This is a genomic window from Pseudofrankia sp. EUN1h, from assembly GCF_001854645.1.
In the GTDB taxonomy this organism is placed as follows: Bacteria; Actinomycetota; Actinomycetes; order Frankiales; family Frankiaceae; genus Pseudofrankia; species Pseudofrankia saprophytica.
The window spans coordinates 142,675-168,921 of sequence record NZ_MBLN01000042.1 but is presented as its reverse complement, the minus strand read 5'-3'; the positions used below and the strand labels follow the sequence as shown (position 1 = coordinate 168,921).

Sequence of the window (26,247 nt, the reverse complement as noted above, 5' to 3'; positions counted from 1 at the left end):
GCCGAACTGACGTGCCCAAGCAATGGAACCGCGATCCGATCCAGGCCGCGTACGACCTGTGGGTCGACAAGGGCTGGGACGACACCGCCGACGGCATGATCGCGGTTACCTCACTGCTGCGGGTACACCAGCTCCTCATGGCGCGCGCCGACGAGATCCTCGCTCCCGTCGAGCTGTCGTTCGCGCGCTATGAGGTGCTCGTCGTCCTGTACTTCAACGAGGACGCGGTGCCGCTGTCGTACCTCGCGAAGGCACTGCAGCTGCACCAGGCGAGCATCACGAACCTCGTCAACAAGCTGGAGAAGCAGGGCTACCTGGAGCGGCGGCCGCATCCGTCGGACCGTCGGGTCACTCTCGCCCAGGCCACCCGCACCGGCCGGGCCCGCACCCGCACCGCCATCCGGCGGCTGAACTCCGAGCTGTTCTCCCAGCTCGGGCTTACCACCGAGGAGACGCGAGCGCTGGTCTCGGTCTTCGCGAAGATGCGCCACGCCTGGGGAGACGCCCAGGAGGACGGAGGAACCGATGCCGCTGGCGCTCTGCTGCATGTCGCACAGTCCCCTGCTTGACATCACCACGCAGCGCCCGGAGCTGGAGGCGGACGTGGCGGGGGCACTCGGCGCGGCCCGCGACTTCGCCGCCGCCGTCGACCCCGACGTCGTCGTCATCTTCGTGCCGGACCACTTCAACGGGTTCTTCTACCGGCAGCTGCCGCCGTTCTGCCTGGGCGTCGCCGCCAGGGCGATCGGCGACTACTCCAGCCTCGCCGGGGACCTGGCGGTGCCGACCGGGCTCGCGCGCGAGCTCGCCGGCGCCGTCCTCGACGCGGGCGTAGACCTGTCGATCTCGCACCGGATGGAGGTCGACCACTCCACCGCGCAGCCGCTGCGTGAGCTCTTCGGCGCCCTGGACGCGCGACCGGTCATCCCGGTCTTCATCAACGCGGCCGCGCCGCCGCTCGGGCCGTTGTCGCGGTCGCGGGCGCTGGGCACGGCGATCGGGCGGTTCTTCGCGGCCCGCGACGAGCGGGTGCTGTTCGTCGGCTCGGGCGGTATCTCGCATGACCCGCCGGTGCCCGCGCTCGACACCGCTCCCGCACCCGTGGCCGAGCGGCTCGTCTCCGGTCGCCCGCTCACCGCCGAGGAGGCGGAGCGCAAGCACATCGGCGCCGCCGCCGAGGGCGAGCGGCTGGCCGCCGGGACGAGCGACCGGCTGCCGCTGACCCCGGACTGGGACGAGGCGTTCCTCGACCTGCTCGGGGCGGGCAAGCTCACCGAGCTCGACGGCTGGAGCAACAACGAGGTCGGTGCCCACGGCGGGGGCGCGCACGAGATCCGCACCTGGATCGCCGCCTACGCGGCGCTGGCCGTCGCCGGACCGTACGAGGTCGGCTACCGCTACTACCGCGCGATCCCCGAGTACATCGCCGGCTTCGCCGTGACCACCGCGCTGCCCACCGGCTGAGCTGACGGCCAGGCTGACGAGCCCTTGCCTCGGTCCGACCACCAAAGGTAATCTCCGTCTGCTGCACTATTAGAACGGGACCGTGCATTATCTGCACAAGCAGATGCCGCGCAGGATCTCCCACGAGATCTCGTGTGCAGGGTCCGCGGCAGTAGGGGCGTGCGATGCACAACAGATACGACGTCGTGGTTCTCGGCTCGGGCGCGGCGGGGCTGACCGCCGCGCTCGCCGCGGCGGTCGAGGGTGCTGCGCGCGTCGCCGTCTTCGAGAAGGCCGAGCTGGTCGGCGGCACGACCGCCCTGTCCGGCGGGACCGTCTGGATCCCCGGCAACCAGCCCGCCCGCGAGCTGGGCGTCGAGGACTCGCTGGCGCGGGGCCGCGAATACCTGGCCAGCCTGTCCAACGGGATGATCCTGCCGGAGCTCGCCGAGGCGCTGGTCGACGGCGGTCCCGAGTACGTCGACTTCATCCACCAGCACACCGAGTTACGGTTCCAGCTCGTCGAGGGCTATCCCGACTACCACCCCGAGCGGCCGGGCGGCCTGCCCGGCGGCGGGCGGTCGATCGAGGTCGGCCTCGTCAGCCTGGCCGACCTCGGCGAGTGGGCGGACCGCATCGCCGGCACCCCGAGCCGGCTGCTCATCCGGGAGACGCCGCTCGGCGGCGGCACCGGAGTGCTCCCGGCCGGCGAGCTCGCGAGGCGCGACCAGGCGGGCGCCGAAGGGCTCGGCCGCGGCCTCGTCGCGGGCCTGCTGGGGGCCTGCCTGCGCCACGGGGTCGAGGTCTTCACCGGCTCCCGCGGGCTGCGGCTGCTGACCACCGACGGCGCCGTCACCGGCGTCGAGATCCAGACTCCCGCGGGTGTCCAAGCGGTCTCGGCCGGCGCGGTCGTGCTCGCCACCGGCGGCTTCGAGTACGACCCGGCGCTGGTCCGCGACTTCCTGCGGGGGCCGCTCACCCGGCCGCTCGGGGCGCCGACGAACACCGGTGACGGGCTGCGGATGGCGATGCGCGTCGGCGCCCAGCTCGGCAACATGCGCGAGGCCTGGTGGGCGCCGGCGGTGAGCTTCCCCGGCCTGCGCCGCGACGGCGGCGCGAACGGGCTGCTCGCCTCGCGCGAGCGGGCGCTGCCCGGGTCGGTCATGGTGAACGGGTACGGCCGCCGGTTCGCGAACGAGGCCGCCAACTACAACGCCTTCGGCGGCGCCTTCCACGAGCTGGACGCGTCCCGTTTCGAGTACCCGAACCTGCCCAGCTACCTGATCTTCGATCAGTCGACGGTCGACCGCTTCGGCGTCCTGGGCGGCGCACCCGGCGCCGCGGTGCCGGCGTGGGTGACCCGCGCGGACACCCTCGGCGAACTGGCGGGAAGCCTCGGCCTGCCGGCCGAGCAGGTCGAGACGACCGTCGCGGCGTTCAACGAGCAGGCCCGCGCCGGTGTCGACCCCGACTTCGGCCGCGGCGAGAGCGCGTTCGACCGGTTTCCCGGCGGCCGCACGACGCTGGACCCCGACTCGACCCACTCGACGCTGGGACCGGTCGAGACCGCGCCCTTCTACGGCGTCCGGGTCGAGTCGTCCCTGCTCGGCACGAAGGGCGGCCCACGCACGGACGGCGCGGGCCGCGTCCTGGACGTCGATGGCGACGTGATCGGCGGGCTCTACGCCGCCGGCAACGTCATGGCGAACCCCACCGGCATGGTCTACGGCGGCGCCGGCGCGACGCTGGCGGTCGCCGGGGTGTGGGGCCGAAATGCCGGCCGCGCCGCCGTGCGCGACCGCGCCGTAGTTCCCATGCGCAACCGCGCCGTTGTTCCCAGCGGCGCGACCGACTCTGTCGGCACTGGCTGAGATCGGCACTGGCTGAGTAGGAGAGACGATGACGCAGACGGTTGACCGCGCCTTCGGGGAGGTCACGGCGCAGGAAGCCGCGCAGATCTTCGCCGGCTGGGTGTCCGACCTGGCGACGGCGGTGCGGGACGGTTCCGAGCCCGCGCTGTCGGACCTGTTCGCCGAGGACGCGACCTGGCGCGACTTCATGGCCTTCCCCTGGGACTTCCATCACACCGTCGGGCGGGACGAGACGGTGCCGCGGTTCCTGGAGCTCGCCAAGGAATGGCGCGCCGCCGACTTCGCGCCCAGCGGGGAGCAGGCGCCCGTCGTCTCCGACGCCKGCATCAACGCCTTCTTCGACTTCACCACCTCCGACCGCGTCGACCGCGCATACGTCCTGCTCGTCGCGAACGGGGAGAAGTTCCGCGCGATGACCCTGCAGACGCAGGTCATCGGCCTGGCCGACCACCCGGAGCGGATCCGGCACCACCGCAAGGAGGGGAAGGTCTACGGCATCGTCGAGGGCCGCACCCGGTGGACGAAGGACCGCGCCCGGGAGGCCGCCTTCGAGGGCGAGGACCCGGCGGTGCTGGTGCTCGGCGCGGGCCACAACGGCCTGGCGATCGCGGCACGCCTCGGTGCCCTCGACGTCCCGACGCTCGTCATCGACAAGGACGCCCGCGTCGGTGACCAGTGGCGGCGGCGCTACGCGTCGCTCGCGCTGCACAGCACCGTCTACGGCGACCACCTGCCGTACATGTCGCTGCCGCCGAACTGGCCCGCGCACACCCCGAAGGACAAGTTCGCGGACTTCATCGAGTCCTACGCGACGCTGATGGACATCAACGTCTGGACGTCCACCACCTTCCTGCGGGGCCGGTACGACGAACAGACGCAGCGCTGGTCCATCCACGTCCGGCGCGGCGACGGGTCGATCCAGGAGCTGCGGCCGCGGCACTTCGTCGTCGCGGGCGGCATGTTCGGCGCTCCGAGGGTTCCCCAGATCAAGGGACTGGAGACCTACCAGGGCATCTGGACGCACTCGGACGAGTTCCAGAACGGCGCCGACTTCCCCGGCAAGAAGGTCCTCGTCGTCGGCGCCGCCGTGTCCGGCCACGAGCTCGCCCACGACCTCTACGAGCACGGCGCCGACGTCACCATGGTCCAGCGCGGCGCGACCTACGTCGTCACCTACGAGTCGTACCACCGCTACTGGTCGACGCTGTTCACCGAGGACATGCCGTACACCCCGGACTTCGCCGACCAGATGACCTACTCGCTGCCCAACGTGCGGGTGGACGAGCTGAACAAACGGCTGGTGAAGGAGGCCGCCGCCGCCGACCGCCCGCTGCTCGACCGGCTCGAGGCCCAGGGCTTCAAGCTCGAGTGGGGACCCGACGGCACCGGCATCATCGGCGCGCACATGTCCGGCCGGGACGCCTACCAGATCGACATCGGCGCCTCCGAACTGATCGCCGACGGCCGGGTGAAGCTCAAACAGGGCGTCGAACTGGCCGAGATCAACGGCAAGACGGTCACCTTCACCGACGGCTCGACCATGGACGACGTCGAGCTCATCGTCTTCGCGACCGGCTACCACCAGTTCTGGGGCCACCTGCAGCCCGTCCTCGGCGCGGCCGCCGAGAAGATCGACAAGGCCTACGGCCGCGCCGCCGACGGCGAGTACGCCAACACCTGGCGCCGCTCCGCCCAGCCCGGCCTCTGGTTCGGCACCGGCTTCATCCGGATGGCCCGCTTCTACACCCGCTTCATGGCCCTGCTCATCAAGGCCATCGAGGAGGGCATCGAACCAGTCGACCCGGAGACGGAGAGCCGACCGGCTCCGGACGGGTCAACCGCGACCTGACGGCGAAACCATTCCGGCAGCCAAGGCCATCCTGACGGGTAGGCCCGTCCTGACGGCCGAAACGTCGGCCTCGCACCGCGGCAGCCGTAGTGATCATCAGGACCGTGTCGCCGTGGTCGTGTTCCAGCCCCGAACCCGACCACGGCGACACGTAAGTCACGATCACCMACCGACGGGAGGACACCCGTGTCTGAGGACTCCGTGCCCGCAGATGCCGCCCCGGTGGGGCCGCCGGAGCCTGCCATCGACGTGAACGCGCGCGTGGAGCCCGGGACCGTGGTGGTCCTCGACCGGCTGGCCCGCTGGGACCTGACCTCGGTCGACACGATCCGCACCTCCTACGGGGCGGTCGCCGCTCCCCCGGCGCCGCCGAAACCACAGGTCACCCGGCTCGACGAGAAGATCCCCGGCGTCGACGGCCGTCCCGACGTGACGGTGCGCTGGTACCGCCCGGCCGGCTCCGACCCCGGTCCCGGGAGCGCCCCGCTTCCCTGCCTGCTCTGGCTGCATGGCGGCGCCTACATCATGGGCAACCTGGACGAGAACGACGACCGCCTCGACCGGATGGTGATCGAGCTCGGCTGCGCGGTCGTCTCGGTCGACTGGCGGCTGGCCCCGGAGCACCCGTACCCGGAGGGTCTGGACGACGCCGAGACGGTCTGGCGCCGGCTCGTCGAGGACCCGGCGGCGTACGGCGTCGACCCGGAACGCCTGGTGATCGGCGGCGCGAGCGCCGGCGCCGGCGTGGCCGCCGGGCTCTGCCTGCGGCTGCGCGAGACCGGCCAGGCACAGCCTGCGCTGCAGCTGCTCATCTACCCGATGCTCGACGACCGCGAGCTCACCCCGTCGATCCGCGCGATCGAGGATCCGGGCCACTGGGGCCTCTGGCACCTGCGCGCCAATCGGCTGTCCTGGGAGGCGTACCTGGGCGGCCTCGCGGGCGACGACGTCCCGCCGACCGCGGCGCCGTCCCGCGCGACCGACCTCTCGGGCCTCGCTCCCGCCTTCCTGAGCATCGGCGACGTCGACGCCTTCCTCGACGAGAACCTCGACTACGCGGCCCGGCTGTCCCGTGCCGGCGTCCCGACCGAGCTGCACGTCTACCCCGGCGTCATCCACGGCGGCTTCGGCGCCATCCCCCGCACCCCCCGCACCGCCCAGCTCCTGCGCGACGTCTACGCCGCCCTGGCAGCCGCCTTCACCGCTGCGGAGTAGTGCCGACCCACGGAGAAGGTCAGGTCGCCGATGACAGCCAGGTACAGGCGTGTCCCGTGATCGGCGTTTCCGGCAGTTTTGACAGATCAGTAGGTCTCGGCGGACGGCCAGCGGTCACGGAAGGTGATCGCCACGGCGTCGATCACGGGCTTCCAGCGGACGGCCCACCGGGCGCGGCCGGTCCCGGTCGGGCTTATCACCAGCATGCGCGGCAATCGGGCCGCCTCTGATCCGATTCTGGGCATCGAAGGTCTCGGCGTCCAGATTGGAGAAAATTATCCTTTGCCGGATCGTCGGCGGGCCATCCGGATGCGCTCGAGTTCCTTGGCGTTCCGCATCTCGACCACCTGACCAACCAAAAAGACAACTACCCCGACCATCACTATTGGCAGACCAACAACGAAAGCGTCGGAGCTGGCGCTTTCCTTGCGATGCGCCATCTCATCGTAATCGGCCCTGCTGGTCGATCCGTTGTAGGTAACGATACACGTWTCACCGCGATTCATGAGTTTGCCGTCGCAGGTGACCGGGGAGTTCTGATCAGCCTGACTCTTGAGGCCGATCGCGATGAAAAAGAGCCCAAGAAGTACGATACCCACGGCGAGCATCTTGATGGGAGAACGTTCCTTGGTTCTAATTTCCGCCCCCTCGATGCTGACCGACCGGTAGCCCATGATCATACCGGGCCGGCAGAGTGGGCGGGTGGGGAACGGGCTCGACGAATGCCCGAGCCTCGGGCGTCCTGACCCGGCCCGACGCCCAGGGCGGCGAGTCGACCGAGGCTCAGGTAAGCGTCTACGGGCCCTTGGCCGCAAATCCTGACCCCGCGGCCGGCGGACCGCTGACGCATGTCTGGACGGCGGCTCCAGCTCGAAGGACGCTGGCAATGACACGTGGTGCCGTGCCCGTTCCGGCAGGTGATTCATGCGAACAGCGATGGTTGGCGTCGCCCTGGCCGAGGCCGCGGGGCACTCTTCGCACGGAGGCGCGGCCCGGTTCGTGGATTCCTCGTGCTGTTGGCGGCGGCCTCGGTGGCTTTCTTGGGCGGCCTGGGCCGGGACGTGACCTCCACGTGGGGGTGGTGGTGGGCCACCGCATGGCTGCTGTCCGGAGGCGCCATCGCGCTGCTGTCGGTCGACGTCGCCTTCTGGTATCTGGTCGTCTCCGTCGAGATCGCGCCGGATGCCCGGGTGCTGTACGCGGACAACGACCCAATCGTGTTGGCGTAGGTTGCGCGTCTCACCAGGAGCTTTTCTCAGTCAGGCCAGGTTCTGGTCCAACCCCGCGTCGCACATGGCGCACCGCTTGGCCGCAGTACACCGGAGGTCACGCCGCCTAGATGAGTAAGTCCGAAGTCTGGTCAGTGGTCGTAGGCGATCAGGGAGCGGGTGATGGGTGCGGCGGTCTTGTTGTTGTGCCAGATCGCCGCGGCCATCGCCAACAGTCGCTGGGCGACCCGGACCCCGACGCCCTCGGGCGTGCGTCCGCCAGTTGTTCCAGGTCGAGCTGCCCTTTGAGGGTGTCGTTGATCGACTCCATAAGCTGGCGGACTTTCTTGAGCATCGGTTCGCCGGGACGGATGTCCTCGTCCTTGCGGTGGGGGCGAAGCAGAGGTCGATGTCTCGCTCGCGAGGGCCTTCTCGAGATCCTTCGAGGCGAGTCCCTTATCGGCGATCAGCAGGATCCGGCCCCGCCCGGTGATCAGGGCGGCGTCGCGGTCGAGCATCGCGGCGAGGACCTCACGTTCCCCGATCTTCGGGGTGGCCAGTGCCCACAGGATCGGCATGCCGGTCGGGGTGCAGACCAGGTAGAGCTTGAGTCCCCAGTAGAACCGCGAGTGCGACGCGCAGTAGCCGTAGCCGGCCAAGCCAGCCAGTTGCGACCGCTGCACGGTCGGGCGGGACATCCCGCAGGGAACCGGAGTCGCGTCCGTGATCCAGTGGTTGTCGAACCAGAAGTCGCTGTCCGCGGCAACCGTCCGGATCACATCCTTGACCAGGGGCAACGCCGCCCTCAGTCGCCGGTTGTAGCCGGACTGGACCGGCAGGTAGGGAAGCCTCCCCGCCAGATGCTTACGGGCGTGGCGCAACCAGCGCGCCTCCGAGCGGTGACCGAGCAACGCCTGAGCGACCGCGAGACAGACGAGTTCGGAGTCGCTCAGCCTCGGTGGCCGCCCGGCCCGCCGCCTCGCTCCAATCCGGTCATCGATCTTCACGTACAGTGCGGTCAAGAGGGTCTCCATGCCTTGCGTCACAACTCGACCTTGGAGGCCCTCTCTCCATGCCCGGCCACAGCCCGCCCAGAGTTAGGACTTACTCGTCTAGGCGTGGCCCGCCGGGCGTCAAGCGCGAAAGCACGCGAGGTCCTGGGCTGGCCGCCCCAGCCGATCGAGGAGACGATCCTGGACACCGCGGCCAGCCTGGCCGACCTGGGCCTGCTCCGAGACGCGTAGCCGGCCCTTCATCCGGTTGCCACGCCGGTCTGCGTCTCGAGATCGGCCAGGAACCTCTCGGCGCGGCGGGCGAAGAGGTGGGCCCCCCGTTCGCCGGATCGCACCCGGGCTTCGGCGGCGGCGGCTCGTACGACGTCGACGGGTTCGCCGCGGGCGTGCAGCAGGCGCGCGCGCAGCAACAGGAGAAGTCCTTCGGCATAGCGCTGGCCGTGGGCCCTGATGGCCTGGTCGGCCCGGTCGAGGGCGGTCGCGGCCTTGTCGGGCATCTCGGCTGCCAGCCACATCTCGGCGATCAGTCCGTACCAGTAGGCGAGGCCCCATCGTGGCGGGTCGTCCAGGGTCGCGGCCAGGAGATGTTCGGCCTTGGCCGCGTTGCCGGCCGGGTCGTCGCCGGTGAGGGCACGGGCCCAGTACCAGTCCAGCCGTATGTAGGCTTCCTGCGCGACGCCGGGAAGGTCGGCGTCGGCCGCGACCCACCGCTCGGTCGCGTGCATCGCCCAGGCCGCGTCACCGGCCATCGAGGCGGCCATGGTTTGGTAGCGGGTCCAGCCCGACATCTCAAAGGTGTCTCCCTCGGCCTGGTACACCGTGCCGAGCAGGGACCGCGCCGTCTCGACATCGCCCTGCAGCGCGGTGATCACGGCCAGATAACCGAACCACTCGTCCGGGATCCGCCAACGCCCGAGGTCGTGGCGGCGTCGAATCGGGGCACCCCCGACCTGGCCGGCGAGGTGATACAGGCTTTCCTGAGCCGGCCCTGGGTGCGGGTCGGCCGAGTTCGCGAGCAGCGAGGCAACGCCGTCCACAGTCGTATGACCTAGCCAGCTGAAACACTGATACGCCGAGCCGATGTCGCCGATGTCCCAATTGTGCAGGCCCCAGGCCTGCCGGCCGTACGCCTGGATGATCGGGTCCGCGGACGCCTGGCCTTGCTCATGCAGCCGGCGAGCCCACATCCCACGGTCTTTCTCGGTGTTGACGTAGGCCCCGGTCATTCGAAAAAAGAGAAACTCGGCGGCGGCCGTCTCGCGGCCGAGTTTGCCGGCAAGATATGCGCCCCGTTCCAACAGATCGTACGTCGAGCCACCCATTCCCGGGGGCTCGACGGCGAGGAGGTTGTGCAGCGACAGGACGGACAGTTCCAGCTCCAGCAGCCCTGCCGTCCGGGCGATCTGGACGGCCGATTCCAGGTTCCGATAGGCGGCTGCGAACGCGAGCTTGGTCGCCGCGCGGCGACCGGCGCGCGCCAGTGCCTTCGCGGTGCGCCCCGGGTCGGCCAGGGGACCGGCGCCCCGCAGGTGGTAGGCGAGGCGTTCGGCGACGGACTCGTCGTCCGCATGGATGTCTTCGAGGGCGTCGGCGACGCGCAGATGCAGCTGGACGGCCTGCTGCCGCGCAGTGGTCTCGGTGACCGACTCGCGGACCAGGTCGTGCGCGAAGCGCCACGAGAAAGGGTCTTCCGGCTTGGTCTCCAGGAGACCGAGTGCTTGCAGYGGTTCGAGGCGTTCGAGGCAGTCCGCGATGTCGACGCCGATCGCGCGGGCGAGCAGGTCGAGGCCCACGTCGCGGCCGATGACCGCGGCGATGCGCAGCAGGCCGTGAGCGCTGTCGTCGAGACCGGTCATCCGATCACGGACGACGTCTCGCACGGTGCCCGGCACTCCGGTCCGTGGCGATGCGCCGCCGTCGCCGAGCGAGCCGCCGTCGCCGAGCAGCCGGGACAGCTCCTGGACGAAGAACGGATTGCCAGCGGTGCGGACATGGATGTCGCGGGCGACCTCGGCACCGGGATCGTGGCCGGTTTCGCGGCGGATGAGCTCGGTCACGTCGGTCAAGCCGAGCGGGCCGAGCCGGATCCTGCGGTGGCCGGGCTGCCGGCTGGCCTCAGCCAGCACCCGCGACAGGCTGGAGCCGGGTGTGGGTGCGCGATCGCGCAGCGCACCGATGATCACCGTGCCGGCCGGCAGGCGGCCCGCCAGGTGGCCGAACAGCTGGAGCGAGGCGGCATCGGCCCACTGCAGGTCATCGACGATCAGCAGCATGGGCCGTGGCGCCGAGGCCTGCCCGACGACGGTGACGACCTGCTCGAACAGACGGAACTGCGCACCGCTGTCGAGAATCGCCGGCGCGGCCGCATAATCGTCGTCTCGCGATTCGAGGAGGTCGCCGACCTCACTGGCGAGCCACTTCTCCCGCAACGGCGCGGGCAGGCTGTCGAGAATCGGGCGGAGCGTCTGTTCCCAGGGCCACATCGACGGTGTTCCGTCGCCTTCCAGACACGAACCCCACACGACCAGCGCGCCCCGCCGGCTCGCTTCGGTGGCGATCTCTCGCACCAGGCGGGTCTTGCCCACGCCCGGCTCRCCTTCGACGATGCGGAGCGCTGGGCTGCCGGTGAATGCCATCTCGACGGATTGGCGCAGTAGGGCGAGTTCCTCGGCTCGGCCGACCAGCCCAGCTGCCGTTCGCACCGACGCRCCGTCACCCCCACCGTCCGTACGCGCCACGAGCGGCGACGCCGAGGGCTGYGACAGCACTCGCAGGTGTGCGGCTTGCAGTTCCGGGCCAGGATCGATACCGAGCTCGTCGGCAAGGCGGGCGCGGACCTCGCGGAACAACGACGTTGCCTCCGCCTGACGTCCCGCCGCCCCGAGGGTGGAGATGAGGCTGGTCTGGACGGGTTCGTGGAACGGCGCCATCGATGCGGCCAGCTGCAACGCCGTCAGCACCCGTGCCGGTCGGCGCAGCGACACGGCCAGTTCGGCCGCTTCAGTGCACGCGGCGTAGAACTCGTCGTCGATGGCGGCGAAGATCGGCAGCGCGGTTGACCTGTGCGTGAAACCGTCGCCCGCACGGCCCCGCCAGAGGCCGAGCGATTCAACATAGCGATCGAGCGCCAATTCAAGGCGTTGCTGTGCGAGGGCCTCCTTGGCCGTCTCGACGAGTTCCCGGAAGGTGACGAGATCAAGGGTGCCGGGGGCTGCGGTGAACAGGTAGGCGTTTCCGCGGCGGTGCAGGTAGGAACCGTTTGTACGGGCGGGGACCGCGGGTTCGAGCAGTCGCCGCAACGCGCCGACGTATTTATGGATGACGTTGAGCGCACTGCCGGGGACCTCGTCGTCCCAGATCAGGTCCATCAGCTCGCTCGTGCTGACCGGCCTGCCCACCCGGGCCAGCAGCAAGGCCAGCAGATAAGCCTGTTGCCGGGGACCGGCATTCACTTCGACACCGTCGCACCACACCCGCAACGGACCAAGGACCTGAAGGCGTACGAGAGTCCCACCGGCCAGCCGATCTTCGTTGCCCGGCCGGACAGGATGAACGGGCAGGGCCACGCCGACTCCCGGGTGAAACGACAGATTGTGAAACGACAGATTGCCAGCTAACAAGCCGCCAATATCATCATCTTAGCAGTACGAAATCTGCCAGGTCCACAGTCGATGTCGCTTGCGTCGTTTGATCGGCGGCGCGATGATCCCGGCGCCCTAGCCAGCCGCGCTCGTCGAGGCCGAGATCCCTGCACGGAGGACCGTCCAACCTGACCTTCCTCGACGAGGACCTTTGTCTACCCGGTAGCGTTCGCGCCGAACCCGCCTGTCTCATCTAATCTTGGCAGGTAGGGACGGCCCCGTCGTCCGCCGATCCGCCCGGGCGCGCCGCTGAGAGGTGACGGCGGCTCGGACTCGGTGGCGGTCGTTCGGAGTCGGCAGCAGGCCCACGGTGGTCAGAACGCTGTCACAGGGCCATCCGGCAGTACAGATGGTCACCCGCTGAGTGCGCCCGGCTGGCCAGGGCGGCCAGCTGGAGTAGCACCGCCAGTGCGCCTTCAGGGGTGAGACCCGGGTGCCCGTAGTCGTCCGACCAGGCGAACGCGAGCTCGGGCAGATCTTCGGGAACCACCGCGGCCAAGGCGTCACGCAGGCTGTCCGTCACGGTCACGACCCACTGTCCCTCGTCATCCGGCGACGAAATCAACTGGCAGAAACGGGGTCGGTGTCTTACCTCTTCATGGGTGCAGCCGGTCAGGACGGCTTCCAAGCTGCCCACCGCGAGATGCGGGTCGAGGTTCTTGAGATCGAGCGCGTCAAACAACACCGGGTCCGGTCCGCCCAGCTGATCCAGCACCCGAAGAGCTGTCGCGTCATCGGGAGCCGAGAAGTAGTCGTCCAGAGGCACCGACCAATCCTGGCACCAGACCGATCCCCGGAGTGGATCTCTGCCAGCCCGAGACCGCGTCTCCTTCAACGGTCGGCTGTGGAGCCGTTCTCGCGTGTGCAACCCAGGGGTGGTACCGATCGTGCTGGCGAAGGCCCGGCGCGCCAGCCCGCCAACGCCGTTCCTGCCGCCAATCGGAGGACGCCGCACGAGTTGAATGCTCGTGGGTGCCACCGAACCGAACTGCCTGGCTAGAGTCCGATCCGTGCGCACTGTGTTCGCCTTCCCGGCGGGTAAGCGAGCAGAGACCATCGCCTTACTCGATCGACTCCTGAACCAGCAACGCCATCCGTGGACGCTGGACGGCAACCTCTACATCAACATCGATGACGAGCAGACTGGACACCTCTTCATCGACTGGTAGCCCGACGACGTCGCCGTCGTCGAAGGGGCTGTCGGATACCACCCCACCTGGGCCGTGACGATCGACATCTCCAGCCGAATCGACGGCACCGCCGAGGTCCACAAGATGATCTCACTACTACTACTTGACCACGGCGGCGTGGCGGTGGACGACTACTCCGCCCACCCCTGGACCCAGCAGGAGATCCAGTCTGGCGCCGTGATCGACGGCCTGCGTTTCTTCGACTTCCGAACCTGCCACGAGCTCAACCGCGAACCCGGCCGCTCCTGAGGAAAACCCGCAGGTCGTAGTCGCCGCCAACGCGCAGGTGGAGGCCTTGCCCAAAATCGAGGGTGGCGTTTGGTGTGGTTGCGCAGACCAAGTGTTGATCTCTACCACACCAGGCCGCTTCTTCCCGATTGAAGAGCGCTGCGTTGACCATGACAAGCCTGCCGGCAGCGGTGGCCACCCTGAACAGTCGATGATCTGGTGGGATTTTCGGAGCCGGGACTCCGAAAATCCCACCAGATCATGAACGGCCCAACGATCTGGTGAGATCTTGAGTGGGGCTGGCGCGCTGCTACCGGTTCATGTTCCGGCCTGACCAGCAATCGCGCGCGTGTCGCGATCTTCGCGACGAGGGAGTCGCCGGTACGGCGCTGCCCGTGCGGGAGCTTGGCCAGTTCTGACGAGCCGAACCGGGTGACCAGACCATCTTTKGGAGGTGCAGGTCCGCCGTCACGACGGKCCAGCTGCTGGACGTGTCACGCGGGGCAAKGGCCGCGCTTCCGCCGACCGCGCGAATCCGGCACCCAGTCGATCTGGTCGTCGCTGAAGCCAAGACTCGCTGTCGCGTCGCCTCGTCAGCGCTGTCCCGTGTCTTTCCGTTGGTGTTCAGTGGTCTGACGACCGCTCGCGGCACTTCACGCTCCGACGGCGGATCGTTCGGCGGCCAGGTGTCTCGCGGGCAAATACCGGGGTCAGGTGGTACGCCGGAAAGCCAAGCGCTGACGGTCTTCCCGACGCCGGCTAGGGCGAGGTCGGGCTGCTCGGCCTGCCGCGCCAAGTGCCACAGCCGAGTGCTATAAGTGTCATCTCTGCGGCGTACCGTAAATATCGGGCGCCCATTTTTAGGTGGGGCGGTCAACGGCCAATGGTCGAGTTCGAGAGGGCGTCAGAACCAGACGAGGGCGACGCGACGCGCCTTGCCTCGCCGCCTGGTCGGCCCGGGCCCCGGCAGGATCCTCCCGCTGAGCCCACCGGCCCTCGGCGGCACGATCTCGGCTCGGGCGTCCGCCTCGGCGACGGCTCGCGACCGTCCAGGCGCAGGCGACTCGCCCTGTCGACCGCCGGGACCGTGACGTCGCTGGTCCTGCTGGCCGGCGTCGGCATGACGCTGACCTCCTGTAGCCAGGACGCCGAACTGACCTCGTCAGAGGTCCCGGCGACCACGCCCGCCGAGTCCCTTGCTTCCACCACGGCCACGGACCCCGGTACTGCCCCGGCCCCAAGCACGGCCCCCTCATCGAGCGCGGCCTCGGCCCCAAGCGCTGTCCCGACGACAAGGGCTGTCCCGACCCGACGCGTTACCCCCACCCCCCGCGCGACCCGGCCAGCCGTCGCCGCCGCGGCCACCCCGAGCAGGGCCAGGCCGACCACGGCCGCCGCGGCCGCTCCCAACCAGCCACAACCGCGGCCGACCACCGCCGCCGCGGCAGCCGCGGCCGCCCCAGCCGCGCCCAACCAGCCACAGCCACAGCCGACCACGGCCGCTCCAGCGGCCGCCGCCAACCAGCCACAACCGCAGCCGACCACCGCCGCCGCGGCAGCCGCCCCCAGCCAGCCACCGCCACCGCCGACCACCGCCGCCCCTGCCGGCGGATCGCAGCCGTCACTCGGAGGCTTCGTGTCAAGTTGCATCAACGTCGGCGGCAACAGCCCGGACTGGTGCAACTGCGTCCTGGCGGGTCTTCAGCAGCGGTACTCCGCGGCGGCGTGGGCGGCGTTGTCGACCAGGGAGGCGCAGGACGCCACCGTGGCCGCCGCGGGGAGCTGCTCGCAGTACTACTAGTAGCCGGCGGTCGTCCCACCTGGGACGACCGCCGACCGCCGACCGCCGAGGCGGGGGCGGTTCCGCGATCTCGACAGGGGCGTTCCTTGGGCGGGCGGTGGTCGCGGGCCGCCCCGGCTCACGCCTGGCGGCGTAGCGAGTGGGCGACCTTGTCGGCGGCGCGGCGCATCTCCGGGCCGGCGGCCTCCGCGACGTCCTCGCGGTAGGTGATGAGGTTCAGGCAGGCGCGGGTCGTGGTCCCGGTCATCGGGATCCAGGCCGCGACGGCGTACTGGCCGGCCTCGACCTCCGCGTGACTGCGGGCGAAGCCGCGATCGCGCGCCACCGCGACCTCCTCGGGCTCGCCCACGGCGGGCGGGTCGGACGCCAGGATGGCGTAGCCGGCCGCGCCCAGGGTGAGCGKTGTGCGCATGCCCGGCCGGAAGGCCAGGTGGTGCGACGCCGTCGTCGGCTCCGTCATCGCGATCGCGACCGCGTCCTCGCCCTGCGCGACGAAGAGCATGACCGTCGACTGCAGCCGGTCGGCGAGCGACCGCATGACCGGGCCGGTCGCGTCGCGCAGGGTGGGCAGGAACGCCTCGGCCAGGGTCGCGAGGCGGGCGCCCGGGATGTAGGTGCCCTCGCTGCTGCGGGCGGCGAGGTCGAAGTCGACCAGGGTCTGCAGCACCCGGTAGGCGATCGACCGGTGCACGCCGAGCATGTCGCCGACYTGCTGCACGGTCATCCCCTGCTTTGAGTCGGCGATCGCGAGCAGCACCCGCAGCCCCCTGGCCAGGGTCTGGTTCCCGTCGCGCACCTTGCTCGGCGTGCTCGCCGTCAACTCCGGCACGCTGTTCAGCATAGTTTCGGCCGCGGCGCCGCCCTGCCGGCGCGCGCTGTGACGATGCCGATGCTCAGGATGCCCGGGCCTGCAGGGTGAGCGCGATGTCGGTGAGCATGTCCTCCTGGCCGCCGACGAGCTTGCGCCGGCCGGCCTCCAGGAGGATCTCGCGGGCGTCCACCCCGTACGTCGCCGCGGCGATCTCGGCGTGGCGCAGGAAGCTGCCGTACACCCCGGCGTAGCCGATGGTCAGCGTCTCACGGTCGACGCGCACCGGCCGGTCCTGCAGCGGGCGGACGATGTCCTCCGCGGCGTCCTGCAGCGCGAACAGGTCGCAGCCGGTCTCCCAGCCCAGGATGTTCGCCACCGCGATCAACGCCTCGATCGGGGCGTTGCCGGCCCCGGCGCCGAGGCCGGTCAGCGAGGCGTCGACCCGGAAGGCGCCCTCCTCCACGGCGGCCACCGAGTTCGCGACCGCGAGCGAGAGGTTCTCGTGCGCGTGGATGCCGATCTGCGTGTCGGGCCGCAGCGCCTCGCGGTAGGCACGGACCCGCTCACGGATGTCGTTGACCGTGAGCCGCCCGCTGGAGTCGGTGATGTAGACGCAGTGCGCGCCGTAGGACTCCATCAGCAGCGCCTGCTCGGCCAGCTCCTTCGAGCCGATCATGTGCGCCATCATGAGGAAGCCCGAGACGTCCATGCCGAGGTTGCGGGCCTCGGCGATGTGCTGCGCGGCCACGTCGGCCTCGGTGCAGTGCGTGGCGATCCGGACCGAGCGGACGCCCATGTCGTGGGCGCGGCGCAGGTCGTGGATCGTGCCGACGCCGGGGAGCAGCAGCGTGGTGAGGACGGCGTCCTTCACGTGCGCGGCGGCCGCCTCGATCCACTCCCAGTCGGTGTTGCTGCCCGGGCCGTAGTTCAGGCTCGCGCCGCCGAGGCCGTCGCCGTGCGCGATCTCGATCGCGCCGACGCCAGCGGCCTCGAGGTTGTCGACGATGCGGCCGACCAGCTCCGGCGTGATCCGGTGCCGGAGCGCGTGCATGCCGTCCCGCAGCGTCACGTCCTGGATGTAGGGCTTCGCGGTGGGGGCCGGCGTCGTGGTGCCGGTAGTCGCGGAGTCAGTCATCACGCCGCCGCCTTCGCGCGCTGGGCAATCCGTTCCGCCACGCGCATCGCGGCGGAGGTCATGATGTCGAGGTTGCCCGCGTAGGCGGGCAGGTAGTGGGCCGCGCCCTCGACCTCCAGGAACACGGAGACCTTGGTGTCGACCGGCCCGGCGCCCGCGGGCAGCAGGGTCGCCACCTCGGCCGGGTCGACGGGCGTGAACTGGACCTTCTGCACGAGCCGGTAGCCCGGGACGTAGGTCGCCACCGAGGCGACCATCTCCTCGATCGAGGCCCGCACCCGCTCGTGGTCGGCGCCGCCGATGAGGCACAGGACGGTGTCGCGCATGATGAGCGGCGGCTCGGCCGGGTTGAGGATGATGATCGCCTTGCCGCGCCGGGCCTTGCCGACCTGCTCGATGCCGTGCGCGGTGGTCTCGGTGAACTCGTCGATGTTGGCCCGGGTCCCCGGCCCGGCCGACTTCGACGAGACCGAGGCGACGATCTCGGCGTAGGGCACCTCGGTCACCCGGGACACCGCCGCCACGATCGGGATCGTGGCCTGGCCACCGCAGGTGACCATGTTGATGTTCGGGGCGTCGAGGTGGTCCTCGAAGTTCACCGCGGGGATCACGAAGGGGCCGATCGCGGCCGGGGTGAGGTCGACGAGGCGCAGGTTGTAGGGCTCCAGCAGCTTGGCGTTCGCGATGTGCGCGCCGGCGCTGGTGGCGTCGAGGACGATCTCCACCTCGCCGAACTCGGGCATCTTGATCAGCCCGGCCACGCCCTCGGCCGTCGTGGCGACGCCGAGGCGGCCCGCGCGGGCGAGGCCGTCCGAGTTCGGGTCGATGCCGACCATCGCGACCACGCGCAGGTTCGTCGACCCACGCAGAATCTTGATCATCAGGTCGGTGCCGATGTTGCCGGAGCCGACGATCGCGACCCCCGTCTTCTCCGTCATCCCTCGTCCTTTCTTGAGAACCGGGCCGTCACCGCGCCGAGCGGCGCGATGTCGGCGACGAAGACGTCGCCGGGCGAGACGGAGACCATTGGGCCGAGCGCACCCGAGAGGACGAGGTCGCCCGCGCGCAGCGGCGTCCCGACCTCGATCAGGGTCGCGGCGAGCCAGGCCAGCGCGTTCAGCGGGTCACCCAGGYAGTCGCGGCCGGTGCCGGTCGAGACGACCTCGTCGCCGCGGCGCATCGTCATCGTCACGTCGATGGGCGCCACCTCGTCGAGCGGCGTTCCCGCCGCGCCGACCACGAAGACGCCGGAGGACGCGTTGTCGGCGACCGTGTCGGTGATGCCGATCTTCCAGTCCGCGATCCGGCTGTCCACGATCTCCAGCGCGGGAAACGCCAGCTCCACCGCGGCGCGGACCGCCGCCGGGTCGGAGGCGTCGTCGATGTCGCGCCCGAGCAGGAAGGCGACCTCCGCCTCGGCCTTCGGCTGCAACAGCCGGCCGACGGGGATCAGCTCGCCGTCGRCGTAGCTCATGTCGTCGAACAGGACGCCGAAGTCGGGCCGGTCGACGCCGATCTGGGTCTGCACCGCGACCGACGTGAGGCCGATCTTGCGCCCGATGATCCGCGCCCCCGCCGCGAGCCGGCGCTCGGTGAGCCGCCGCTGCACCTGGTAGCCGGCGTCGATGTCGCCGGCGGGGACCAGGTCGGTGATCGGGGCGCAGGGGATGCCGGACGCGGTCGCGAGCTCCAGCCGGTCGGCGGCGGCCTCGACGGACGTCGTGGTGGCGGTCATCGGTCCCGCCCCAGGAAGCTGTCCCGCCCGAGGAACTCCAGCGCGATCGTGTCGAACTCCTCCTGCTGCTCCCACTGGGGCCAGTGGCCGGCGTTCTTGATGAGGCGGAACTCCCCGGCTGGGATGCGCTCGGCCATGTCGAGGCCGGCCTTCGCCGGGCCGGAGGGGTCGTCGCTGGTCCAGACCACCAGCGTCGGCGCGGTGATCGCGGCCAGCTCCTCGTCGGCGACGAGGTTGCGGCGGCGGACCTCCGGGTCCTGCAGGCAAAGGATGTGTCGCATCGACTCGGCGAAGCCGGGCCGGCTGTAGACGCCACGGCGGATCGCGACGAGCTCGTCGGTGACCGAGGCGGYCGGGTCGGCCATCAGCCACGACAGCCGGGCGCGGATGCGCTCCTCGCTCGGGTCGTCGGCCGCGGCCTGGGACAGCGACCGGATGCGCTCCATCACCTCGGGCGTAGCCATCGTCCCGCCGGGGGTATTGAGGACGAGCCGACCGACGCGCTCGGGATAGCGGGCGGCGAACTTGACCGCGACCCAGCCCCCGAGCGACTCACCCGACAGGTGAACGCGCTCCAGGCCGAGGACATCCAGCAGCCCGACCAGGTGATCGATGTAGTCGTCGATCTCCAGGTCCTTGGTCGTGGTCGTCGTCCACCCGTGCCCCGGGTAGTCGTAGGCGATGACCCGGTACTTGGCGCTGAGGGCGCGCAGGTTACGGGTGAAGGCCTCCAGATGCCCGCCGGTGCCATGCATGAAGACGAACGGCTCCCCGGCACCGCACTCCAGCACCCGGGTCGACCAGTGCCCTACGTCAACATGGCGGACCGTGTAGTCCAGGCCGGCCAGGTCCGTCCACAGCGTCATGCGTTCTCCTTCAGCGCGGGCTCCGTCGCCGCCGAGGCGGGCGCCGCCTCGGGCGGCGCGGCCACCGCGTCGCTCAGCGCGGCCACAGCGGGCACCGCCTCGGGCACCTCCGGCACCGCCGCGGCCACCGCCTCGGGGATGCCGATGGTGGCCCCGAACGCCCTGACCATGTCAGAGGCGGCGTGCGCGGCGCTCGCGCCCGCCACGATGCGGTCTGGACGCAACAACAGCACGGATTCCGGGTGCGCGTCGAACCAGCGCTTGAGCGCGCCGTCCAGGTCGCCGACGACCAGCACCGAGTCGTCGGGCTCGCCGCCGTCCGGCGTCGGGACGTTCCAGCGCAGCTGCACGGCCGGGCGGGCCTCCACCAGGCGGACACCGGCGCCGGCCAGCCTGCGCTGCGCGTCGTCGTCCAGGATCTGACGCGGGTCGTTGTTCCACGCGACGAGGGCGAACCAGGGGCCGAGGGCGTCGTCGAGCTTGGCCGACGGGGTGGCGCGCGTGCTCACGGTCGGCTGGATGAACAGCCGCCCCACCGGGCTGGGCTCGCTCACCGAGCCGACCCGGGTCAGCGCGCCCTCGCGCATCGTCGGCATCGGCTTGAACTTCATCGTCACGATGTAGGTCTTCGCCTTGGGGATGGCGGAGAGTCCCCGGAAGAACAGGTCGCGCGCGAACGCGGCGAACCGGTTGGTCACGGAGACCGCCTGGCCCACCCGGCGGGACAGGTCGATCATCGCGCGGGCGTGGTCGCGCCGCTCGGACTCGTAGGTGTCGAGCAGGTGGTCTCCCGCCAGCCCCTGGCGCACCATCGCGATCTTCCAGGACAGATTGAGCGCGTCGCGGATGCCGCTGTTGTAGCCCTGCCCCTGCCAGACCGGCATGATGTGCGCCGCGTCGCCGACGAGGAAGATCCGCCCGACGCGGAAGTGCTCCGCGAGCCGGGCGTGGTGGTTGTAGACCCGGCGGCGGATGACGTCGACCTTCGCGGTCGGCGGGATGATCGGCGCGAGCAGCCGGGTGAGGAACTCGTCGGCCATCGCGTCCGCCTCGGTCTCGCCGGGCTTGAGCATGAACTCGAACCGGCGGATGCCGTGCGGGATGCTGATCGAGACGTAGGGCCGCTTCGGGTCGCAGCAGACGTACGCGCCGGGGCGGCCGAGCGGGTCGTTGCGGATGTCGATGACGAACCACTGCGCGTCGGCGGTGCTGCCGTCGAAGCGCAGACCGAGCAGCGTCTCGCGGGTCACGCTGGCGCCGCCGTCCGCGCCGACGGCGTAGGCGGCCCGCACCGTCCGCTCGCCGTCCGGCGTCTCGACGGTGATGGTCACGCCGTCGGCGTCCTGCGCGTAGCCCGTGACCCGGGACGAGAAGCGCACGTCGACGTTGTCGAAGCGCCCAAGGCCCTCGAACAGCACCCGGTCGGCCAGCGGCTGGACGAAGCCGTTGCGCCGCGGCCAGCCGAACTCCGCGGTCGGCGGCGCGAGCCGGGCCAGGTCGCGCTGCTTCGCGTCGACGAAGGCGAGCACCTGGTGCGGGATCGTGTGCGGCAGGACGTCGTCGGCCAGGCCCACCGCCTGGAAGGTCCGCAGCGTCTCGTCGTCCATCCCGACGCCGCGGGGGAAGTCGATGAGCGCCGGGCCCGCCTCGAGGACCACGACGCGCAGCCCATAGAGGCCGAGAAGGTTGGCGGTCATCAGCCCGGAGGGGCCCGCGCCGACGACGGCGACGTCGACGTCCGCCGAGCCCGCGGGCAGCGGCGAGCCAGGCTGTGCCGTGCCGACCTGAGTGGACACCTCGACTCCTCGGGTAGGCGGGTGCCGGGTGCGGCGGGTGTCGCGCAGCGCGCTCACCCGCCGCCGTGATCGGCACCGTGCTGATCATCGCCGATCGGCAACTGTGTCAGTAGATGACGCCGTTGTGTCGGTAGACGACGCTGTGCAGTAGGTGCCCTAGCGCGGCAGACGACGTCGTGCAGTCGACGACGCCGCACAGCGGGCAACCGCGTGCAGTATATGCAACCAGATATTCAATAACTGCGAAAAATCTAGTAACGTGCGCCCGACGCGTCAACCCTGCCCGGGCGTCCCAGCCGGTGCGTCMCCCGATGACCCCGCGGGCCGGACGCACGGACGAGGCTCCCCCTCACCGAGGACGTGATCGATGTCGACCGGTCCCCTGCCTGTCTGGCTGGCCCTGTACCCGGCGCGGGTCGACCCCTCGCCGGAGATCACCCACGGGTCGGTCGTCGAGGCGTGGCGGGCCCGGGTCGCCGCGAACCCCGAGCGGGCCGCGGTGCGCTACTTCGACGGCTCGCTGTCCGCGGCCGAGCTGGACGCGCACGCCGACGCGCTGGCCGCCGAACTCCAGGCCCGGGGCATCAGGCGGGGCGACCGGGTCGGCATCTACCTGCAGAACGTGCCCTACTACCCGATCAGCCTGCTCGCGATCTGGAAGGCCGGCGCCACCGCCGTCCCACTCAACCCGATGTACCGCGGGCCGGAGCTGCGCCGCCTGATCGACGACTCGGGCACCACCGGGGTCATCGCGGCCCGGGGCACGGACGCCGAGGTCCGCGAGACGCTCGCCGGCGGCACGGTCGGCTGGGTGCTCTCCGCCTCGTCGCGCGACTTCCAGACCCGCGACGATCCACGCGCCTTCCCGGACCCGGTGGAGCCGGCGCCTTCGCCGGAGGGCGACCTCGGCGCCATCCTCGCCGCGCGGCGCGGGCAGCGCCCCGAACCGGTCGCGGTGGAGCTCGACGACACCGCGTTCATCACCTACACGTCGGGGACCACCGGCCCGCCGAAGGGCGCGCTGAACACCCACCGCAACTACCTGCACGCGGTGCTGAACTACGGCGACTGGCTCGGCCTGGAACCCGGCGACGTCTCGTTCGCCATCGCGCCGCTGTTCCACATCACCGGCCTCTCGCTCAACGCCGGCATCGCGCTGCTGAACGACGCCACCCTCAGCATGAGCGGGCGCTTCGACCCCGCGGTCGTCCTCGACGCCTTCCGCGAGCACGGGGTCACCACGACGATCGGCTCGATCACCGCCTTCAACGCCTTCTTCCAGGTGCCGGCGGCCGGCCCCGAGCACTTCCGGACGATCAGGCTGCTCTACTCCGGCGGAGCGCCGATCCCGCCGTCGACGATCGAGGCGTTCCGCGCCCGCTTCGGCCCCTACCTGCACAACATCTGGGGCATGACGGAGACGACGGGCGGCGGCATCGCCGTGCCGCCCGGCGCCACCGCCCCCGTGCACCAGCCGAGCGGCACGCTCTCGATCGGCGTCCCGGCGCCGAACGTGACGGTCGAGATCATCGATGCCGAGGACAGGTCCCAGCCGCCCGGCGCCGAGGGCGAGCTCGTCTTCACCGCGCCGCAGGTGGTTCCCGGGTACTGGCGCAACCCCGAGGCGACCGCGCACGCGTTGCCTGGTGGCCGGCTGCACACCGGCGACGTGGCCGTGATGGACGCCGAGGGCTGGATCTACCTCGTCGACCGGATCAAGGACCAGATCAACACCTCCGGCTTCAAGGTCTGGCCGCGCGAGGTGGAGGACGTCCTCTACGAGCACCCGGCGGTCTTCGAGGCCGCGGTGGTCGGCCTCCCGGACGAGTACCGCGGCGAGCAGGTGGCCGCCTACGTCTCGCTGCGCCCCGGCGCGACGGCCAGCGAGGACGAGCTCATCGCCTTCACGAAGGAGCGCCTGGCGGCGTACAAGCGGCCGCGGCGCGTCGTCATCATCCCGGCGCTGCCGAAGACCGCGACCGGAAAGATCCAGCGGGCGGTGCTGCGCGAGCAGCCGGGCCCGCGGCTGACGGAGCGGCGCTGACCTGCGCCTTTCCCGCATGTGTTGAAAGTCCTGTTCTTGCGCGCGTCGAGAGCGCGGTGCGGTAGGAGGGTAACTCGTGGTGGCGTATGTCCTGATCTGCTCGGCGTTCCACTCCGGAGGTCGGGATGCTGTCTGAGTTCAACGAGGATCAACGGCTATGGCAGAGCACCGTCCGTGACGTGCTCACCAAGGAGTGCACACCCGCGCTGGTCCGCGCCGTCGCCGACACGGGGGCCGACACCGATGGCCTGTGGCGGACCTACGCCAGCCTCGGCTGGACCCAGCTCGTCGATCCCAGCGAGACCGTCGAGCTCGGGATCGTCCTGGAGGAGCTGGGCCGGGCCGTCGACCCGACGCCGTTCCTGGCGACGATGAGCCAGTTCGTGCCGCTGGCACCCGACGTCGCCGAGCCGACGCAGACCGGCACCGCGGTCCACGAGGGGATCACGGCCCGCCGCGACGGCGACGGCTGGGTGCTCGACGGCACCGCGCACCGCGTGCTCGACGGCGACCGGGCCGACTGGCTCGCCGTCGTCACCACCGAGGGAGTCTTCGCCGTCCCCGCCGCGTCGGTGACGACCCGGCGGGCCGCGATCTTCGACCCGTTGCTGCACGTCGCCGAGGTCACGCTGACCGGCATCCGGGTCACCGCCGACGCGCGGACCGGCGCCGACCCGGCGAAGGCCCGCGAGCACGCCCTCACCGGCCTGGCGATGACCATGGTCGGCGCCAGCCAGCGCGTGCTCGACCTGGTGCTGGACCATGCCAGGACCCGCCAGCAGTTCGGCGTGCCGATCGGCTCGTTCCAGGCGGTCAAGCACAAGGCGGCCGACATGCACGTGGCGATCGAGCGCGCCCGGGCCCTGGCCTACTTCGCGGCACTGACCATCGCGGAAGACGACCCGCGGCGCCGGCTCGCGGCCTCGATGGCGAAGGCGGCGGCCGGCGAATGCCAGTCGCTTGTGTTCCGCCACGGCCTGCAGCTGTTCGGCGGCATGGGCTACACCTGGGAGAACGACCTCCAGTTCGCCCTCAAGCGGGCCAAGGCCGGCGAGGCCCTCCTCGGCGGGGCGGACGAGCACCGATCTCTGATCGCCGAGGAGCACCGATCCCTGGTCGCCGAGGGAAGCCTGTCAGTGACTCCGGGGACGGGGGCCGCCGGAGGTGCGAAAGAAGATCATTCGCATACCTCCGTCAGCGCTCCTGAGAAGGGTGGCGAGCACCGTGCGGCTCACGTTTGACGACGACGTCGAGGAGTTCCGCGCCGAGTTCGTGGCGTTCCTCGATGCGAACGCGCCCAGCGCCGACGAGGCCGACCGCGCGTCGCGCTCCAGCGCCGACGTGCCGGAGTGGGCCCGGCGCTGGCAGCGCCTCCAGTTCGACGCCGGCTGGCTGCTGCCCGGCAACCCGCCCGAGTTCGGCGGCCGGAGCGCGACCATCCTCCAGCAGTACGTCCACCGCGAGGAGCTGTCGAAGCGGCGGATCACCCACAGCTTCAACCCGCAGGGCGTCGGCATCATCGCGGCCTCCGTACTGACCTTCGGCACGCCGGAGCAGAAGCGCCGCTGGGCGGTGCCGCTCCTGCGCGCCGAGATCACCGGTGCCCTCGGGATGAGCGAGCCGGGCGCCGGCTCCGACCTCGCCGGGCTGCGAACCCGGGCGATCCTGGACGGCGACCACTTCGTCGTCAACGGGCAGAAGGTGTGGACGTCGGGCGCGCACGACGCGGATGTCCTGCTGGCCTTCGTGCGCACCGACCCGGACGCGCCCAAGCACAAGGGCATCAGCGTCCTGCTGATCCCGACCGACACCCCCGGGGTGACCCGACGGCCGTTTGGGTCGATCACCAGCCCGGACGACCTTGACTTCAACGAGGTCTTCTTCGACAACGCCCGCGTGCCGGCGGAGAACCTGATCGGCGAGCTGGGCGGCGGCTGGAAGGTCGCCAACGGCTCGCTCGGGCATGAGCGCACCCTGCTGTGGATGCTGTTCGCCGAGCGACTGGCGGACCTGGTCGAGGACTTCCACCCGGTCACGACGCTCGACAAGGACCGCTACGCCACCCTGGTGATGGACGCCCACGCGCTGCGTTGGATGGGGTCGGCGGCGCTCTCCAGGGAGGACCGCGGCGAGCAGGACGTCGCCGCCCTGTCGGTGCTGAAGCTGTTCGGGTCCGAGGCGGCGCAGGCAGGCACGGAGGCGGCGTTCGAGGCGGCGGGCATCGCGGCGCTCGACCACCCGACACGCACCGGCCCGGAGTCGCACCTGACCGCGATGGACTATCTCGGCAGCTGGTTCGAGCGGTACGCCCGCACGTTCGGGGGCACGATCGCCGGCGGCACGTCGGAGATCCAGCGGAACGTCATCGCCGAGCGGGTGCTCGGCCTGCCCCGCGGCTGAG

General features: G+C 70.7%; 21 protein-coding genes and 1 pseudogene. 12 read left to right on the top strand and 10 right to left on the bottom strand.

The window, feature by feature from the left end:
• Window positions 1-11: 11 nt before the first annotated feature.
• From BCD49_RS09930 to BCD49_RS09910, 5 genes are all read left to right on the top strand, one after another.
• Window positions 12-569: a MarR family winged helix-turn-helix transcriptional regulator gene (locus BCD49_RS09930; RefSeq protein ID WP_007509941.1), complete on the top strand. Its 558-nt coding sequence runs from the start codon at window positions 12-14 to the stop codon at window positions 567-569.
• Window positions 526-1,464, top strand: a complete 939-nt coding sequence (locus BCD49_RS09925; protein WP_007509947.1) for a 3-carboxyethylcatechol 2,3-dioxygenase — start codon at window positions 526-528, stop codon at window positions 1,462-1,464. The genes BCD49_RS09930 and BCD49_RS09925 overlap by 44 nt, the downstream gene beginning before the upstream one ends.
• Before the next feature lie 164 nt (window positions 1,465-1,628).
• Complete coding sequence (locus BCD49_RS09920; RefSeq protein WP_007509949.1) at window positions 1,629-3,314, top strand: FAD-dependent oxidoreductase; 1,686 nt, start codon at window positions 1,629-1,631, stop codon at window positions 3,312-3,314.
• 28 nt (window positions 3,315-3,342) lie between these two features.
• On the top strand, window positions 3,343-5,163 hold the full coding sequence (locus BCD49_RS09915; protein ID WP_071041413.1) for a flavin-containing monooxygenase: 1,821 nt from the start codon (window positions 3,343-3,345) through the stop codon (window positions 5,161-5,163).
• Between the two features lie 186 nt (window positions 5,164-5,349).
• Complete coding sequence (locus BCD49_RS09910; protein ID WP_007509953.1) at window positions 5,350-6,378, top strand: alpha/beta hydrolase; 1,029 nt, start codon at window positions 5,350-5,352, stop codon at window positions 6,376-6,378.
• Window positions 6,379-6,653: 275 nt separating this feature from the next.
• On the opposite strand, the gene BCD49_RS09905 is transcribed toward BCD49_RS09910, so the two are convergent.
• The gene (locus BCD49_RS09905; protein ID WP_158072939.1) at window positions 6,654-7,052 is read right to left on the bottom strand and encodes a hypothetical protein; all 399 of its coding nucleotides are present in this window, start codon (window positions 7,050-7,052) and stop codon (window positions 6,654-6,656) included.
• 336 nt (window positions 7,053-7,388) lie between these two features.
• Here BCD49_RS09905 and BCD49_RS09900 point away from each other — a divergent pair, with 336 nt between their 5' ends.
• Window positions 7,389-7,607, top strand: a complete 219-nt coding sequence (locus tag BCD49_RS09900; protein ID WP_007509959.1) for an SAM-dependent methyltransferase — start codon at window positions 7,389-7,391, stop codon at window positions 7,605-7,607.
• Window positions 7,608-7,738: 131 nt separating this feature from the next.
• Here the strand turns inward: BCD49_RS09900 and BCD49_RS09895 are convergent.
• The 3 genes and pseudogenes from BCD49_RS09895 to BCD49_RS09885 form a co-directional block, all read right to left on the bottom strand.
• Window positions 7,739-8,632 (bottom strand): annotated as a pseudogene (locus BCD49_RS09895) (IS982 family transposase).
• Window positions 8,633-8,838: 206 nt separating this feature from the next.
• Window positions 8,839-12,165, bottom strand: coding sequence for an AAA family ATPase (locus tag BCD49_RS09890; RefSeq protein ID WP_007509963.1), 3,327 nt, complete (start codon window positions 12,163-12,165; stop codon window positions 8,839-8,841).
• A 400-nt stretch (window positions 12,166-12,565) separates the two neighbouring features.
• Window positions 12,566-13,006, bottom strand: coding sequence for a hypothetical protein (locus BCD49_RS09885; protein ID WP_007509964.1), 441 nt, complete (start codon window positions 13,004-13,006; stop codon window positions 12,566-12,568).
• A 244-nt stretch (window positions 13,007-13,250) separates the two neighbouring features.
• Here BCD49_RS09885 and BCD49_RS43480 point away from each other — a divergent pair, with 244 nt between their 5' ends.
• The 3 genes from BCD49_RS43480 (at window position 13,251) to BCD49_RS43475 (ending at window position 15,459) form a co-directional block, all read left to right on the top strand.
• Window positions 13,251-13,409 (top strand): hypothetical protein, encoded by a 159-nt coding sequence (locus tag BCD49_RS43480; protein ID WP_157845278.1) that lies wholly within the window; start codon window positions 13,251-13,253, stop codon window positions 13,407-13,409.
• A 54-nt stretch (window positions 13,410-13,463) separates the two neighbouring features.
• Window positions 13,464-13,679: a hypothetical protein gene (locus tag BCD49_RS09880; protein WP_007509966.1), complete on the top strand. Its 216-nt coding sequence runs from the start codon at window positions 13,464-13,466 to the stop codon at window positions 13,677-13,679.
• Window positions 13,680-15,294: 1,615 nt separating this feature from the next.
• On the top strand, window positions 15,295-15,459 hold the full coding sequence (locus tag BCD49_RS43475) for a hypothetical protein (protein WP_007509968.1): 165 nt from the start codon (window positions 15,295-15,297) through the stop codon (window positions 15,457-15,459).
• A gap of 118 nt (window positions 15,460-15,577) precedes the next feature.
• Here the strand turns inward: BCD49_RS43475 and BCD49_RS09875 are convergent, their stop codons facing one another.
• From BCD49_RS09875 to BCD49_RS09850, 6 genes are all read right to left on the bottom strand, one after another.
• Window positions 15,578-16,288: an IclR family transcriptional regulator gene (locus BCD49_RS09875; protein WP_241832300.1), complete on the bottom strand. Its 711-nt coding sequence runs from the start codon at window positions 16,286-16,288 to the stop codon at window positions 15,578-15,580.
• 64 nt (window positions 16,289-16,352) lie between these two features.
• Entirely contained in the window at window positions 16,353-17,405 is a 1,053-nt protein-coding gene (dmpG, locus tag BCD49_RS09870) for a 4-hydroxy-2-oxovalerate aldolase (protein ID WP_007509972.1), read from the bottom strand.
• Window positions 17,405-18,343: an acetaldehyde dehydrogenase (acetylating) gene (locus tag BCD49_RS09865; protein WP_007509974.1), complete on the bottom strand. Its 939-nt coding sequence runs from the start codon at window positions 18,341-18,343 to the stop codon at window positions 17,405-17,407. Before BCD49_RS09865 ends, dmpG begins: the two co-directional genes overlap by 1 nt.
• Entirely contained in the window at window positions 18,340-19,140 is an 801-nt protein-coding gene (locus BCD49_RS09860) for a 2-keto-4-pentenoate hydratase (RefSeq protein ID WP_071041410.1), read from the bottom strand. Before BCD49_RS09860 ends, BCD49_RS09865 begins: the two co-directional genes overlap by 4 nt.
• A complete protein-coding gene (locus BCD49_RS09855) occupies window positions 19,137-20,006 on the bottom strand; it encodes an alpha/beta fold hydrolase (RefSeq protein WP_071041409.1) in 870 nt (289 codons plus the stop codon). The genes BCD49_RS09860 and BCD49_RS09855 overlap by 4 nt, the downstream gene beginning before the upstream one ends.
• Window positions 20,003-21,802, bottom strand: a complete 1,800-nt coding sequence (locus BCD49_RS09850) for a bifunctional 3-(3-hydroxy-phenyl)propionate/3-hydroxycinnamic acid hydroxylase (protein ID WP_007509980.1) — start codon at window positions 21,800-21,802, stop codon at window positions 20,003-20,005. Before BCD49_RS09850 ends, BCD49_RS09855 begins: the two co-directional genes overlap by 4 nt.
• A gap of 367 nt (window positions 21,803-22,169) precedes the next feature.
• On the opposite strand from BCD49_RS09850, the gene BCD49_RS09845 reads away from it, so the two are divergent.
• From BCD49_RS09845 to BCD49_RS09835, 3 genes are all read left to right on the top strand, one after another.
• Window positions 22,170-23,846: a class I adenylate-forming enzyme family protein gene (locus BCD49_RS09845; RefSeq protein WP_007509981.1), complete on the top strand. Its 1,677-nt coding sequence runs from the start codon at window positions 22,170-22,172 to the stop codon at window positions 23,844-23,846.
• A gap of 125 nt (window positions 23,847-23,971) precedes the next feature.
• On the top strand, window positions 23,972-25,087 hold the full coding sequence (locus tag BCD49_RS09840) for an acyl-CoA dehydrogenase family protein (protein ID WP_007509982.1): 1,116 nt from the start codon (window positions 23,972-23,974) through the stop codon (window positions 25,085-25,087).
• Window positions 25,071-26,246, top strand: a complete 1,176-nt coding sequence (locus tag BCD49_RS09835) for an acyl-CoA dehydrogenase family protein (protein ID WP_007509983.1) — start codon at window positions 25,071-25,073, stop codon at window positions 26,244-26,246. Before BCD49_RS09840 ends, BCD49_RS09835 begins: the two co-directional genes overlap by 17 nt.
• The last annotated feature ends 1 nt before the right edge of the window (window position 26,247 follow it).